The following is a 14,456-nucleotide window of genomic DNA, read 5'->3' on the forward strand; positions in this document are numbered from 1 at the left end:
TTCCCCACTATTTGCCGATTATTTATACCAAATAATTAATAGACAAGTAAAGTTTAATTATGGCTGAACATTGATAACAGCCTAAATTAGTTAGCTTTTATCTTATATATTAACCTAGCTCTCATTATTAGGTTGTATACAGAACAAACAATTCACAAATAGGATGAAGAAAATCTAATTTATAACGAAATGATGACCCTTTTGTGAAAAAATAAAATCAGCCATACATTCCTAATTAGGTATAGCTGATTTTTTAGTATATTACTAGCGTTATGGTGGTGATTTAATATTAATAGTTTTAAAAATAGACAGCATTAAACCAAAGGTGCGCAAAGATACTCGCTACATAACCTAGTGCAATTACCGGTGCCCATTTTAAATGCACACCAAAGGTATAAATCCCTCGCGCTTGTCCCATTAGCGCAACACCCGCAGCACTACCAATAGATAACATGCTCCCACCGACACCAGCCGTTAAAGTAACTAGTAACCATTGTCCCTGGCTCATCACAGGTTCCATACTTAATACTGCGAACATCACCGGAATGTTATCTACTATCGCAGATAAAACCCCTACAGTGATATTGGCATAAGTTGCATCCCAATTACTGTACATGGCTTCAGAGATCATGCCTAGATAACCAATAAACCCTAAACCACCAACACATAACACAACACCATAAAAGAATAATAAAGTATCCCATTCTGCTCTTGCTACTTTGTTGAAGATATCAAAAGGAGCACCATCACCTAAACCACGTAGTCGTTCATGCTCTTTTTTATCAACCGTATGAGCCATTGCATATTGGTAATGGTGCTTTTGTGTTTTGCGCAGAAAGAAAGCAAAAAATTGTAAAATACCTAAGCCAGTCATCATGCCTAATACGGGTGGCATACCTAAGAATGAATGCCCCGCCACAGCAAAGAAGATAGTTAATAAAAACAGTCCAACGATACGTTTAGCACCACGCTTCATGATCACAACTTCACCGTCACCTTTAGCTTGGTCTTTAGAAATAAAGAAACTCATGATGATAGCAGGCACTAAGTAATTAACCGCAGAAGGGATAAATAACGCAAAGAAGGTAGTGAATTCAACCATGCCTTTTTGCCAAACCATCAGGGTAGTAATATCGCCAAATGGGCTAAACGCACCACCAGCATTAGCAGCTACAACTATGTTGATACATGCGATGGAGATGAATTTTTTATTGTTGCCACCGACTTTCATGACAATCGCACACATTAACAGTGCTGTCGTTAAGTTATCGGCAATGGGGGAGATAAAGAATGCTAACACACCGGTTAACCAGAAAATCAAACGCAGTGTAAAGCCTTTATTCACCATCCAAGCGCGCAATGCATCAAACAATTGACGCTCTTCCATGGCGTTAATGTAAGTCATTGCGACTAAAAGGAAGAAGAACAGCTCAGCATACTCTAATAGGTTATGACGAAAAGCGGCTTCCGCATCATTGCTCATACTATGTTGAGAATAATAAAAGCCAATCATGCCCCAAATAATACCTGCCGCTACCAACACAGGCTTTGATTTACGAAGATGTATTACATCCTCCAACATCACTAAACAGTAGGCAATAGCAAAAAACAAAATTGCAGCATAACCAATGCCATGTGAGGTTAAATCAATAGTTTCTCCGGTACTAGCCATCAAGCTAGAAGAGAAGAACACGGTAAAAAATGTCAATATGACACCGAGTCGCGAGGGCAGCTTTAACATTACGTTTTCCTTAAAGTAAATAAATTGAAGCATTAAATTTCGCCAGATTCTAGCATATGCAGGAACGTGCAATGTACGTTAACAAAGTGCTAAATATGAAAACTTTGAAGCCGAATGCAATAAAACTTAAAAGATCCAAAAATAATAAATTTAATCAAAGAGATAAGGCTTATTATTTCAAATTTCTGAGCAATAATTTAAGCAAGTACTGAAGATACTAGCCCTTAACAAACGAAGAAAAGATAGTGTAGATCAATAAACTCGTGGTTAATGTCATAAAATATGATTAATAGCCGTGCATTGCGATAATTGATTTTGTTGTGGCACAACACGTAAGATCGATACGCTTAATTTATCAATTTTTAAGGTTAACGCATGGTCTAAAGGTATTTTTAAGAAGTGACTAAGAATAGAACGAATAACGCCAGCATGGGTTATCAATATAATATTCTGAGTTTGTTTCGCTGTAGATAAGGATTCATTCAGTTGATGCCAAGCAGTCACCACACGTTGATCAAACTGCCTTGCACTTTCTCCCTTAAAAAATTGATAATCGAGCAGATCAGCACTCCAATCATCGATGGCTTGTTTTCCAATCGATTGCCATGTTTTACCTTCCCAATCCCCAAAGTTAATCTCTTGAAAAGCAGTATTCGTTTTTAAGGAAGTAGAAACTGGTTGAACAGCTTGTTGTAATCCCTTCGCTAATTTTAGACAGCGAGTTAAAGGGCTACTGATAATTTGCATATGCTCACTTGCTGGACATCGAGCTTGAACGTAATTTGTTAAAGATTGGAGGTCTTGAGCATAGCTTTCTGTCAACTCACAATCTAACTGCCCGTAACAAATATCAGAGTCTAAATTCACAGCGCCATGACGCACTAAGTAAATGTTATGCGCAATGGGAAAATGCTTGTTAGAGTCTGACATATATCACCAATACTTAACTTAAGGCTGCAATACAAGCGAGCAAGATTAATAGTTCATTCAATTGCTGTAACAAACCTAAACAATCTCCGGTGTAACCATCAATGCTGTTATTAAAATAACGCTGCCAAAAAAAGGTATTGGCAATTAACAATGACAAAACAAGCACAGCAGCAGTGATTGGCAGTAATAACAACACTAATAAACTTAAAGCTATTGCGTTAAAAAAGTAGTGTCGAGGTAAAGATTGTGACGATTGTATGGATTTACTACTTTGCTCCTGTCTCGCATATTGGCTGTATTGCATTAATAGCAAGGTACTCGCTCGGCTTAAAACAGATGCAACAATAAGGGTAATAAATAAAGTGCAACTACCTATTTCCGCTAACTGTGTAAAAGAGAGTAACTTTAATGCGATTAGCATGACCAAGGCGATCACACCGTAAGCACCAATTTGACTATCCTTCATAATCGCTAGGCGTTGCTCTTTGTGATAACCACCACCAAAGCCATCGACGCTGTCGGCTAAGCCATCTTCATGTAAAGCACCAGTAAATAGCAAGCCAGCCATTAACATCAGCAATACACTGATACTTTCATTAAAAAACAAGTTAGCAAACACATAAACTAAAATGCACACAAGTGCATATAACAAACCAACAAAAGGAAAGTAAATATTACCAAGGTGGAAAGGGTAAGCTTTAAAGTCCGTTGATGCAGGAACAGGTACACGCGAGAAAAAGGACAATGCATAACAGCATAACGTCCATTGTTTCATGATTAGCTGCCGCATTTTATATTTAAGCCTTATTTCTCGCATTGAATTTAGATGGGTACTTACTGGCTACTATCGGAAACACCGGCATCATTAAAAGAAGCCATCTCATTTAAAAAGGTTAACCCTGACACTAACAATGGATACGCAACGGCTACGCCAGAGCCTTCACCCAGACGCATTCCTAAATTTAATAATGGTGTTGCTTGCATATTATTTAATAGCAACTGATGTGCTTGTTCATCAGATTGATGGCAAAATTGTGTATATTGTAAAAAGTTATCATTGATCTCGCTGGCGACTAATGCCGCGCTTGAAGCGATAAACCCATCTACCAATACTAACATTGATAATTCAGCAGCTTTTAACATCGCGCCGACCATCATGGCGATTTCTAATCCGCCCACCTTTTGTAACACCGTCATTGCATCCGCATCATGTAATTGATGCTTTTGTATTGCTTGGTCAATAACCCGCGCTTTTAATAATACAGTTTGGTCAGTAATACCTGTTCCTTTACCTGCACATTGTTGACCCGATAAAGATAATAGCGCCGACATAATGGCAGCAGCAGAAGTGGTATTAGCAATGCCCATTTCACCAAATCCAATCACATTACAGCCTGCTTTATGCTGTTGTAAAACGACTTCTGCACCTTGTGCAATTGCAGCTTCACATTGTTGTTCTGTCATGGCAGCACTCTGTGCAAAGTTTTGTGTGCCTAGGGCGATAGGTTGATTAATAAAGTTCTCGGCTTGAAGATGGTCGAAGTTAGCCTTTACACCGGCATTAACTATCTTTAAATCAATATTATGCTGTTTAGAAAAGCAATTAATGGCAGCGCCGCCATTCAAGAAGTTTAATACCATCTGCTCTGTGACGACTTGTGGGAATAAACTCACGCCCTCTTCCGCAACACCGTGATCCGCGGCAAAAATCACCACACTTGGATGATTAAAAACAGGCGTTAATGTTTGTTGTAATAAACCCACTTTAAACGCCACAGACTCCAATAAGCCTAAACTACCTTGCGGTTTAGTTTTAAGGTCGATTTTTTCTTGTAAAGCATCAACAAACTCTGAAGTAACTTTATCTAGCGGGGCAACAATATTAAACACACAACTTCCTTACACTTAAATCAATGAACTGACAGAATACACGTTTATTGCATTATATGAGGTAAATACAAGATTTTATCTTATGGTAAATCAATTTTATCGCAATCCAAGCATTTCCTAAGAATAAATGCGTTAATTAGTAGACAATTCCCCCCCTAAACACAATCTTTGCTTTATAATGTGCTTTTTGTTTTATTGTATTGGAAAATCTCATGTCATTTGCATCGCTTGATCTTGATCAGCATTTATTAAACGCCGTTGCTAAAATGGGCCACACACGCCCTACAAGTATTCAAAACCTAGTGATCCCACCCGCAATGGATGAACGAGATATCATGGCCAGCGCGCCAACAGGTACAGGTAAAACCTTGGCTTTCTTGTTACCTGCGGTACAACGCTTAATTGATTATCCTCGTCGTAAAGGTGGCTCTGCACGTATTTTAGTATTAACCCCAACACGAGAGCTTGCTGTACAAATCAGTGAAGTCGCTGAACAGCTAGTAGAAGGTACTAAACTGGTTGTTGGTAATATTATTGGTGGTATCTCTTATCAAGAGCAAGAAGATACCATTATGGGCACTGTTGATATTGTGATCGCAACCCCAGGCCGTTTAATGGAATACATTGATGCTGAAGCCTTTGACTGTCGCGAAGTAGAATGCCTTGTATTAGATGAAGCAGACCGCATGTTAGACATGGGATTCATCGCAGAGATGGATCGCATTGCAGGTGAAGCTCGCTGGCGTAAAATGACAGCCCTTTTCTCAGCAACTTTAGAAGGCAAAGGGTTACGCGAATTTGCACGTGACGTATTAAAAGATCCAGTTAAATTAGATGCAGAAGTAACACGTAGAGAAAGCGGCAAAATTTTACAATATGTACATTTAGCTGATAACCCAGAGCATAAATTAAAATTATTAGCTGCAATCCTGGAGCAAGAACCTGAGCATGAACAAGTTCATAAGATGATTGTGTTTGTAAAAACACGTGATCGTCTTGCTCAGTTAGTAGCGCAACTTGCTGAACTGAATATCCGTTGTAACTACCTACGTGGTGAAATGGATCAAGAAAAACGTAACTTATCATTACGTCAGTTCAAAGAAGGCACAACCAACATATTAATTGCTACCGACGTTGCTGCTCGCGGTATTGATGTACCAGACATTACCCATGTTATTAACTATGATATGCCGCGTAGTGCTGATGTTTATGTACACCGCATTGGCCGTACAGCACGAGGTGGTAAAAAAGGTACAGCGATTTCAATTATAGAAGCGCATGATATTGATATCTTAGCTAAAGTGGAACGTTATACCGATCAAATCTTAAAACGCCGTGTGATTAAAGGTTTACGTCCTGCGCACAAAGAAGCTAAAACAAGTTTACGTAAAACTAAAAAACCTTTAACTAAAAAAGGCAAAGCACGCGAAGAAGAAGTAAAACGCCTACAAAAAGAGAAGCGTCAAAAGAAAAAACAAGATATGGGTAAACAGCGCCACCGTGCAATTAAAGCCAAAGGTAAACCAAACTGGGCAGGTAAAAACAAAAAGCAAGAGGAAAATGTTGATAAATAATTAACTTTATTAAGCAATGTTTGTCAAAACAGTTAACTTCTCTTAGAATTGAGAAGTTAACTATCTGAGCTTACAGACAATTATTTTCAGACTGTTATAGTAATTATAATAAAGGTTTTTATTTTTCAGCTGAAACTGTCTAAAGGTCAATTATGCGTCTATCTTATCCACTGTTAATTTCAACGTCATTAATCACCCTATTATCAGCCTGTGCTTCCACTCCACCTGAAATCAATACAGAAACAGCAAGTGTGTTTTCAACACTTCCTCAAGCAACACCCTTTTCTCATATATTAGGTACTAGCTTCAGGGGGCAACTCAGCTATAAAAATAACCAAGCTTATTTCACACCTTGTAACGATCCAGAGCAGTATCCGATACAAACAGAAGAGCCTTTAGCTGAAATCTATCAGCAGATAGGTAACAGTCAATCAGAACCGGTTTATATAGAGTTCGCTGGTGAAATTAGCTTCACAGATAAAAAATCAAGTTCATCAGTTGTTACACGTATCGATAAGGTGCATCACATGGCATTAGCTAAATCCTCACTTCAATGTGCTAAAGCCGTTGATAGTTTTAGTTTTAAAGCGACTGGTGACATGCCCTATTGGCGTATTAACATCCATGAAAACCAGCTCTACTTTGCAGCTAAAACCAGTAACCAATCTTATACTATTACTAACTCACAAATAGAGACTGATAGACAACATGTTCTGCATGCCACCGATGACAATGATCAGCGACTCACCCTAAAAATTGAACCAGGGCAATGTTACTTGTCGGACCATAAAGAGTATTGGGGTTACACCACTAAGGTGGAGAGCGTAGATGGTCAATTCTTTGGTTGCGGTGAACTAGGCGAATTGGATAATGACCAATCCTACACTGGTGAGTACCTCAGCCAAGCTATACAGCAACAAGAGATTAACCTATCGTTAAATGACAATCATACCGTTGTATTCCAGCAAGGTGAGTTATCAGAGCAAAATATTAAAACGGGTTTTTGGAAAAGTAACACCCCTGATTCAGTAGTGGTTATGTTAACTAAAGAAGGCGATAAAAATATTCGTGAAGAGCTGGTGTTTAAACGTGAAGGGCTCAGTTTAATTTGCACTGAAATCAATAATAATAATGTGTTAACGCCACTAAAACATCCAATTTCCTTTGACAAAATGAATGCAAAACACGGTGATATAGACAGTGAAACCATCCAAGTAACACGTCAACTTTCTCCACAACAACTTGATGCACCAAATCAAATTGATGTAGAAGTACAAAAAGCAGTACGCAAATACTTCAAAATACACAGAACAGATCCTAAAAACACACGCTTTAACTCAGTCCGATTTGACCTGAATGGCGATGGTAAAGAAGAAGCTATCGTTCTATTAGACTGGTGCTCAAGTAACGGCTGTGAAATGTTAGTCTTTGAACAAAAAGATAAGGGCTTAGTGTTCTCAAGTCGCGTATCGCGTATTCAAGCACCTATTGAAGTAGCACAAACACAGCACTTTTCTTGGCAAGACTTGCTAGTTAAAAAGAATAATCAATGGCTACAGTTAGAATCAGATGGCTTGAGTTACCCGCTTAAGGTCAGTGATGCAAAAGCTATTGATGCACCATTACAATCAACTGGCGTATTGTTGTTTGCTCAAGGTAGGCCGACCACTTGGTTTTCTATTAAATAACGGCTCATTAAGCCATAGCAGTAAGTCACAGTAACAAGGGGAATTATCTTATCGGATAGTTCCCCTTTTTAATTGCTTCGCTATTTAGGTGTTGTACCTTCATAAATGTGTTTAAAGAAAGCTTTTTCAAAGAGATAAACTGACGCTTTTTCAACCCTAGGTATAACCGCTCGAGTAACACTATTTTCTTGGTTATAACCATTAATCATCAATACAAACAATTTGTCACCAGTTGGGCTTTTTACAATGCCAACTAAGTTCGCGACACCTTTTAATGAGCCTGTTTTAGCAATGACTTTACCCTTTAAGGCTTTCGCATTAACGCCTTTATGGTACCTTAATGTTCCATCCACTCCTGCAACGGATAAACTATCCAGCAAACCTAATTTAGCTTCTTGCTGGTACACAAACTTCATTACCGACATAAATAATTCAGCACTCATTAAGTTATGACGAGATAACCCTGAACCATCAGCAATATAAGCGTTTTCTAAGTCGATTCCCTGCTCTTTTAAGATCGCTTTCATCGCTTTAGTACCATTACGGAAATTACCCGCTTGTTGGAAATAATGTGCGCCAACGGTTTTAAATAAACTATCCGCAATCAGATTATCTGAATCTTTCATCATCTGCTTTAATAACGCAGATAAACTCGGAGAAAGATGTGATGCTAAAACAGAAGAGGAAGCGACAGTCTTTTGATAATCTAATGTCGCTACTTTTACGTCTCCGATCAAATTGATACCAACTTGCTTTATTTCCGCCTCAACTATTTTTTGCGCATAGGTATTTGGGTCGTTAACCGCGAAGGCTAATGGGAACGCTCGTTTACGCGGTACCATACAGCCCCATAGATGGTATTTATTATGGCTATCACGAGTTAGTTCTAAATCACAAAATAGTGTATCACGCTGTTCTTTGGTCACTACATCAACATCTGCGGTGATATCAACAGGCTCATAATCAGGAACAAATAACCTCGCCTTTTCAGCTTGCTCCGCAGGTACGCTTAAATTTCCTTGCACACAATTACGATTAACGATAATGGCACTTGTTGGAGAGGTATAACATACGCCTAAATCATTCCAAGCCTGCCCATTACTCCATTGATAACCGTTAAATGCACTATTATCTAATAAAAAATCGCCTTCAATTTTATTCACACCAGCACGCTTTAGCCCCTGCAATAATTGCTTAATATGCTGACGAGTTAACGTCGGGTCACCGCTAAAGTGCAAACTTAAATCACCTTTATAGATACCCGCTTTTAATGCTTTTTTATCACCTTGAATAGCGGTTTGGTAACGAAAATCGTCACCTAAATATAATTTAGCCGTGGTCGCCGTTAATAACTTTTGAACACTGGCCGGTGTTTTTAACGTTTCTTCTTGAAAACTTGCGATCGTTTTCTTGCTATGGGGGTCTAACACCAGATAAGAGACTTGAGTCCCCTTGGGTAAGAGAGATTGTAGTTGCTGCCATTGTTGCGCTAAAACAGGACTACTTAAAACACTGACACTTAAAATACTACTAATAAAAAACCAACACACTTTTAACATATAAAACCACTTAAACGAGAAATCAATTTTGAGGATAACCTTTATCCCAACACCATGCGATGAAAATTTAAAGGATTAATAACAACAAAAGCAATTGATAGTGATATAATTTTGCGCGTTATCTGCTTCACTTATCCCAGAACTTGGCCAGACAATATGAGTGTAAAAAAATGAATAATCCGCTGTACCAGAAAAATATCATCTCCATCGCTGATCTATCTCGTTCCGATTTAGAATTAATATTAGAAACTGCCCACTCTTTAAAACAAACCCCCCAACCGACGCTATTAAATAACAAAGTGATTGCCAGCTGTTTTTTTGAAGCATCAACACGTACTCGTTTGTCTTTTGAAACCGCGGTACAACGTTTGGGTGGTAGTGTGATCGGCTTTGACAGTGGCGGTAATACCTCACTGGCACAAAAAGGCGAAACCCTAGCGGATTCGGTGAAAGTAATCTCATCTTACGCTGATGCTTTCTTTATGCGCCACCCGCAAGAAGGTGCTGCGCGCTTAGCCTCTGAATTTACCTCTGTGCCTGTGATTAATGGTGGTGATGGGTCAAACCAACACCCAACACAAACCTTATTAGACCTATTCACCATTTATGAAACACAAGCAAGATTAGATAACCTTAATATCGCTTTTGTAGGTGACCTAAAATATGGCCGAACTGTGCATTCTTTAGCACAAGCTTTGTCACTGTTTAACTGTAACTTTTACTTTATTTCACCTGAAGCTTTGGCAATGCCTGACTACATTATTGAGGAACTAACTGAACGAGATATTAGCTTCTCTTTACATACCAGCATTGAAGAAGTCGTTGATGAATTGGATGTACTGTATATGACGCGCGTACAAAAAGAGCGCTTTGATGAAACTGAATATCAGCACATGAAATCAGCCTTTTTATTGAATGCAGGCATGTTGAAAAATGTAAAAGACAATCTTAAAGTATTGCACCCATTACCGCGTATTGATGAAATTAATCAGGATGTGGATAACACACCTTACGCCTATTATTTTCAACAAGCACAAAATGGTGTATTCGCTCGCCAAGCATTGCTCGCTTTATTATTAACTAACCACTTTCAAGCAAAGCCTTAGGAGTTGATCATGCAAAAGAAATTACAAGTAGAAGCTATCGAGCAAGGTTCAGTAATTGATCATATTCCTGCACACCAAGGTGTGAAAATACTGAAGTTCTTTAAATTTACTCAGACCAATGAAAAGATCACCATTGGTCTTAATTTGGCAACAAAAAGCGGTGAAAGCAAAGATTTAATCAAAATTGAAAACACCTTCTTTAATGACAAACAGGCCAACCAATTAGCTTTATTCGCACCTAATGCAACGATTAATCAAATTAAAGATTTTAAAGTGGTTAATAAGTTTAAAGTACAATTACCAAGTTCATTTATTGATGTTTTATCCTGCCCTAATAGTAACTGCATTAGCCATAATGAACCTGTTCAAAGCCGTTTTTATGTCAAACAGAAAAAGACTTTGAAACTTAAATGTCATTACTGTGAAAAGTCTTTTAATCGCGCGACTTTTGATGAATTAGATTAATTAACCTCAATACTAGATAAGAAAAGTGAGTCACCACCGCTATTTATACAGATTTCTACGTTAAATTATTTATCAATAACCAGTTGTTGCTCCAATAATTTGCCTTGAACGACGTACAATTAGCGGTACGGCCTAATAAATGATCTAACTATCTGATTTTATATAATGTTTCGCTTCCGTTAACCCGAACTGATGTTAGTTAGATCTGGTTAAAAAATATTCAACAAATATCCGAGAATAATATTGAATTAGAGTGCGTTACGTTTATACTGATTACAAACTTCATCATTAAAAGTGAGCATTTATATGCAATACAATACTTCTGTTTTATGTGATATCTACGCCGATACAATTGATGTAGCTGAACCGCTATTAACCAATTTTGGTGGACGTAACTCTTTTGCGGGGGAAGTCGTCACCGTAAAGTGTTTTGAATCAGTGGGACTAATCTACAAGGTATTAGAAGAAAATGGTGCAGGTAAAGTGTTATTAATTGATGGTGGTGGCTCTTTACGTCGTGCTTTAATCAATTCACACATTGCAGAGCTTGCCGTAGAAAACGATTGGGAAGGTATTGTTGTCAATGGTTGTGTACGCGAAGTGGACTCGCTAGAAGAGATGGATATTGGTATTCAAGCAATTACGGCGATGCCTGTAGGTGCAGATGACGATGAAATTGGTGAAATAAATTCACCGGTCAACTTTGCAGGTGTTACTTTCTTACCAGAAGACTTCTTATATGCTGATAGCACAGGAATTGTTATTTCTCCTGAACCATTAGTATTAGACGAAGAAGATGCCGACGAAGACGATGTTTTCTAGCGGTTAATAATACCAAGTATATAATTGGTATAACGACAAAAAGACAGGCATAAAAAAACCAACATTATCGTTGGTTTTTTTATTTACAGTATCTAAAACATCGATTATTAATCTACGTTAGTCTCTGCTTGATCAATTTTTCCAACTAGTGCGCTTAGACGATCTTGCCATTGCTGATGCTCATTGTTTAAACGGTCGTTATCTGATTGTAGTTGTTCAGCTTTACCTGCTAGGCTCGCTTTATCTTCTTTAAGCTCTTCAATTTCCATTTGCAGCAATGCAATAGTCTCTACAGCTTGGTTAATTTTGTTTTCTAATTTTTCTAATAGCTCGAATGTCATTTAAAGACCCTTAATACAAAGTAAATGGTTAACTGGAATTCAACGAGAATAAGCATTCCACGGCGCTTATTCAACCTTTGTTTTAATTTTAATGAAAAAAAGATGCAAATCGTCTTTAAAGTCTCATTATGTTAAGCTTATCGCTGCAATTTGGAATTATTTGAGAGGAAAAATGTCAGCAAAATTAACCATGGGTAAATACCAGCATTACAAAGGTAATTTTTACCAAGTTGAAGATATTGCCATTCACAGTGAAACCGATGAAGAGATGGTAATATATCGCCCTTTATACGGTGAAGGGCGATTATGGGTTAGGCCGTTAACTATGTTTGTGGAAAATGTACTCATAGATGGTAAAAGCCAACCTCGCTTTGCATTAGTTGAAGATACCGATAAGATTAAATAGACCACTGCCATTTACCCTGTCACAAGTTCTGCTCCATAGACAGGGAAGGCATATCGCAAGACGGTCTGCCCACTACTTTGGCAGGGACACCAGCAACTGTAGTGTGTGCAGGTACGGCTTCTAACACTACACTACCCGCGCCAATTTTAGCCCCCATACCAATCTCAATATTGCCAAGTACTTTTGCACCAGCACCGATCATCACTCCTTGACGGATTTTAGGATGGCGATCACCACTCTCTTTACCTGTACCGCCAAGTGTCACTCCTTGTAGAAGAGAGACGTTATCTTCTATCACAGCAGTTTCACCCACTACTACACCTGTTGCATGGTCAAACATGATCCCTTTGCCAATCGTTGCGGCAGGATGCACATCAACACCAAAAATCACTGAACTGCGGTTTTGCAAATAAAAAGCTAAAGCAATACGCTTTTGTTGCCATAACCAATGCGCAACACGGTGAATCTGGATCGCATGAAAACCTTTTAAGTACAACAGTGGAATCGAATACTCTTCTACAGCAGGGTCTCGGTCTTGCACAGCTAAGATATCTGCCATTGCACTTTCAATCAGAGTTGGATCACTAGAAAAAGCATCGTCGATTACTTCTCTTACTAGGATGCCTGGCATAGTGCGGCTGTCTAGACGATTAGCTAATTGATAACTCAACGCAGAGGCTAAATCTTTATGATTCAAAATAGTAGAATGGAAAAAACTCGCCAAAATAGGTTCACTTGCTGAACTATCCCAAGCCTCTTGTCTGATCTTTTCCCAGAGGTTCTTTACGTTACATTGCATTTTTTATCCTTAAACTATTCTGTATCGTTATTTTGTTGATGAGTCAGCTTGTATGTGATCAATGGAGTTTCTTTCTGGCACCACTGAAATAGGGTCAAGGTGAATTAAAATATCAGCCCCAGGGAAATCAGTTTCTAAGATTAACTCAAGATCATCCGCTTTCTGATGCGCATCAAATAGCGTTTGCTCATCATCTAACTCTAAATGTAACTGTATGAATTTAATATAACCTGAATAACGCGTTCTTAAATCATGTACACCACGCACCCCTTTAACACTGTATGCGCGTTTAATAATTAACTCTTGGTCTTCTTGAGGAAGTTGTTTATCCATTAATGCATCAATAGATTGAATACCAATTTCCCACGCGCCATACAATATAAATAGGCTAACACCAATTGCAAATACACCATCAGCCCAATGCCAACCATAGCTGGCTAAGATAATCGCCAATAACACAGAGCCATTCAGCATGATATCGGTACGATAATGTAAGGCATCAGCTTTGATCGCCATGCTATTGGTTTTTCGTACCACGTAACTTTGAAATAAAACTAATGCTAAGGTAACAAGTAACGAAAAGACCATGACTGAAATGCCGACATTACTTGCATGAATCGGCTGATTGTTAACTAAAGCAGAAACACCATTGATCATTAAAAAGATAGAAGAACCTGAAATGAAAGCTGCTTGAGCTAATCCCGCTAAACTTTCAGCTTTACCGTGGCCAAAACGATGTTCTTTGTCAGCAGGTTGTAAGGCAATTTTGATCGCAAATAAATTAATAACCGAGGTTGTTACATCCATTAAAGAATCGGTTAACGCAGCTAAAATACTTGATGAACCAGTCATAAACCAAGCAATTAATTTTACAATAATTAACAATGAGGCAGCTATAATTGCTGCATGGCCAGCTCGGTTAATTAGGTAAGCATACTGTTGTGAGTGCGATGATTGAGTCACGGTATTACCACTTTGAAAACTATCGGGCGAGTATTATACCCATTATCATTTCAGATACAAAACACCACTAATAATGTACAGCACTAAACTATATTGCTGTGAATTCCATCACTTCATTGGCAATCAAGTATTTTAACGAGTAATAGTATATCTCCTATTTATTTTGTTACTA

General features: G+C 38.3%; 14 protein-coding genes. 6 read left to right on the forward strand and 8 right to left on the reverse strand.

Features of this window, described 5'->3' with window-relative positions; translation table 11 throughout:
- Positions 1 to 298: 298 nt before the first annotated feature.
- From nhaD to cobT, 4 genes are all read right to left on the reverse strand, one after another.
- Positions 299 to 1,741: a sodium:proton antiporter NhaD gene (gene nhaD / locus AC0L3W_RS10015; protein ID WP_409438984.1), complete on the reverse strand. Its 1,443-nt coding sequence runs from the start codon at positions 1,739 to 1,741 to the stop codon at positions 299 to 301.
- Between the two features lie 273 nt (positions 1,742 to 2,014).
- Complete coding sequence (locus AC0L3W_RS10020) at positions 2,015 to 2,671, reverse strand: histidine phosphatase family protein (protein ID WP_409438983.1); 657 nt, start codon at positions 2,669 to 2,671, stop codon at positions 2,015 to 2,017.
- Between the two features lie 13 nt (positions 2,672 to 2,684).
- Positions 2,685 to 3,446: an adenosylcobinamide-GDP ribazoletransferase gene (gene cobS / locus AC0L3W_RS10025; RefSeq protein WP_409438982.1), complete on the reverse strand. Its 762-nt coding sequence runs from the start codon at positions 3,444 to 3,446 to the stop codon at positions 2,685 to 2,687.
- Positions 3,447 to 3,505: 59 nt separating this feature from the next.
- Positions 3,506 to 4,561 (reverse strand): nicotinate-nucleotide--dimethylbenzimidazole phosphoribosyltransferase, encoded by a 1,056-nt coding sequence (cobT, locus tag AC0L3W_RS10030; protein WP_290041143.1) that lies wholly within the window; start codon positions 4,559 to 4,561, stop codon positions 3,506 to 3,508.
- Positions 4,562 to 4,773: 212 nt separating this feature from the next.
- Here cobT and srmB point away from each other — a divergent pair, with 212 nt between their 5' ends.
- Positions 4,774 to 6,135 (forward strand): ATP-dependent RNA helicase SrmB, encoded by a 1,362-nt coding sequence (srmB, locus tag AC0L3W_RS10035; protein ID WP_409438981.1) that lies wholly within the window; start codon positions 4,774 to 4,776, stop codon positions 6,133 to 6,135.
- Between the two features lie 152 nt (positions 6,136 to 6,287).
- The gene (locus tag AC0L3W_RS10040; RefSeq protein WP_409438980.1) at positions 6,288 to 7,823 is read left to right on the forward strand and encodes a hypothetical protein; all 1,536 of its coding nucleotides are present in this window, start codon (positions 6,288 to 6,290) and stop codon (positions 7,821 to 7,823) included.
- A gap of 80 nt (positions 7,824 to 7,903) precedes the next feature.
- On the opposite strand, the gene dacB is transcribed toward AC0L3W_RS10040, so the two are convergent.
- Entirely contained in the window at positions 7,904 to 9,382 is a 1,479-nt protein-coding gene (gene dacB, locus AC0L3W_RS10045) for a D-alanyl-D-alanine carboxypeptidase/D-alanyl-D-alanine endopeptidase (RefSeq protein WP_409438979.1), read from the reverse strand.
- Between the two features lie 170 nt (positions 9,383 to 9,552).
- On the opposite strand from dacB, the gene pyrB reads away from it, so the two are divergent.
- From pyrB to rraA, 3 genes are all read left to right on the forward strand, one after another.
- On the forward strand, positions 9,553 to 10,488 hold the full coding sequence (gene pyrB, locus AC0L3W_RS10050) for an aspartate carbamoyltransferase (RefSeq protein ID WP_409438978.1): 936 nt from the start codon (positions 9,553 to 9,555) through the stop codon (positions 10,486 to 10,488).
- A gap of 9 nt (positions 10,489 to 10,497) precedes the next feature.
- Positions 10,498 to 10,953, forward strand: coding sequence for an aspartate carbamoyltransferase regulatory subunit (pyrI, locus tag AC0L3W_RS10055; RefSeq protein ID WP_290041148.1), 456 nt, complete (start codon positions 10,498 to 10,500; stop codon positions 10,951 to 10,953).
- A gap of 306 nt (positions 10,954 to 11,259) precedes the next feature.
- Positions 11,260 to 11,775, forward strand: a complete 516-nt coding sequence (gene rraA / locus AC0L3W_RS10060) for a ribonuclease E activity regulator RraA (protein ID WP_290041149.1) — start codon at positions 11,260 to 11,262, stop codon at positions 11,773 to 11,775.
- A gap of 107 nt (positions 11,776 to 11,882) precedes the next feature.
- Here rraA and AC0L3W_RS10065 read toward each other — a convergent pair whose 3' ends face one another.
- Positions 11,883 to 12,116 (reverse strand): cell division protein ZapB, encoded by a 234-nt coding sequence (locus AC0L3W_RS10065; protein WP_290041151.1) that lies wholly within the window; start codon positions 12,114 to 12,116, stop codon positions 11,883 to 11,885.
- Positions 12,117 to 12,288: 172 nt separating this feature from the next.
- Between AC0L3W_RS10065 and AC0L3W_RS10070 the strand changes: the two genes are divergently transcribed.
- Positions 12,289 to 12,522 (forward strand): DUF1653 domain-containing protein, encoded by a 234-nt coding sequence (locus tag AC0L3W_RS10070; protein WP_290041153.1) that lies wholly within the window; start codon positions 12,289 to 12,291, stop codon positions 12,520 to 12,522.
- Between the two features lie 19 nt (positions 12,523 to 12,541).
- Here the strand turns inward: AC0L3W_RS10070 and cysE are convergent, their stop codons facing one another.
- Both cysE and AC0L3W_RS10080 read right to left on the reverse strand, forming a co-directional pair.
- A complete protein-coding gene (gene cysE / locus AC0L3W_RS10075; RefSeq protein WP_290041154.1) occupies positions 12,542 to 13,321 on the reverse strand; it encodes a serine O-acetyltransferase in 780 nt (259 codons plus the stop codon).
- A 27-nt stretch (positions 13,322 to 13,348) separates the two neighbouring features.
- Positions 13,349 to 14,284, reverse strand: coding sequence for a cation diffusion facilitator family transporter (locus AC0L3W_RS10080; RefSeq protein WP_290041155.1), 936 nt, complete (start codon positions 14,282 to 14,284; stop codon positions 13,349 to 13,351).
- Positions 14,285 to 14,456 lie beyond the last annotated feature (172 nt).

The sequence above is a fragment of the Psychromonas sp. KJ10-5 genome, from assembly GCF_055808325.1.

Bases quoted from the DNA above. Each gene is read 5' to 3' on its own strand.
- nhaD (WP_409438984.1), bottom strand. From the start codon at position 1,741: ATGTTAAAGCTGCCCTCGCGACTCGGTGTCATATTGACATTTTTTACC.
- AC0L3W_RS10020 (WP_409438983.1), bottom strand. From the start codon at position 2,671: ATGTCAGACTCTAACAAGCATTTTCCCATTGCGCATAACATTTACTTA.
- cobS (WP_409438982.1), bottom strand. From the start codon at position 3,446: ATGAAACAATGGACGTTATGCTGTTATGCATTGTCCTTTTTCTCGCGT.
- srmB (WP_409438981.1), top strand. From the start codon at position 4,774: ATGTCATTTGCATCGCTTGATCTTGATCAGCATTTATTAAACGCCGTT.
- AC0L3W_RS10040 (WP_409438980.1), top strand. From the start codon at position 6,288: ATGCGTCTATCTTATCCACTGTTAATTTCAACGTCATTAATCACCCTA.
- dacB (WP_409438979.1), bottom strand. From the start codon at position 9,382: ATGTTAAAAGTGTGTTGGTTTTTTATTAGTAGTATTTTAAGTGTCAGT.
- pyrB (WP_409438978.1), top strand. From the start codon at position 9,553: ATGAATAATCCGCTGTACCAGAAAAATATCATCTCCATCGCTGATCTA.
- pyrI (WP_290041148.1), top strand. From the start codon at position 10,498: ATGCAAAAGAAATTACAAGTAGAAGCTATCGAGCAAGGTTCAGTAATT.
- rraA (WP_290041149.1), top strand. From the start codon at position 11,260: ATGCAATACAATACTTCTGTTTTATGTGATATCTACGCCGATACAATT.
- AC0L3W_RS10065 (WP_290041151.1), bottom strand. From the start codon at position 12,116: ATGACATTCGAGCTATTAGAAAAATTAGAAAACAAAATTAACCAAGCT.
- AC0L3W_RS10070 (WP_290041153.1), top strand. From the start codon at position 12,289: ATGTCAGCAAAATTAACCATGGGTAAATACCAGCATTACAAAGGTAAT.
- cysE (WP_290041154.1), bottom strand. From the start codon at position 13,321: ATGCAATGTAACGTAAAGAACCTCTGGGAAAAGATCAGACAAGAGGCT.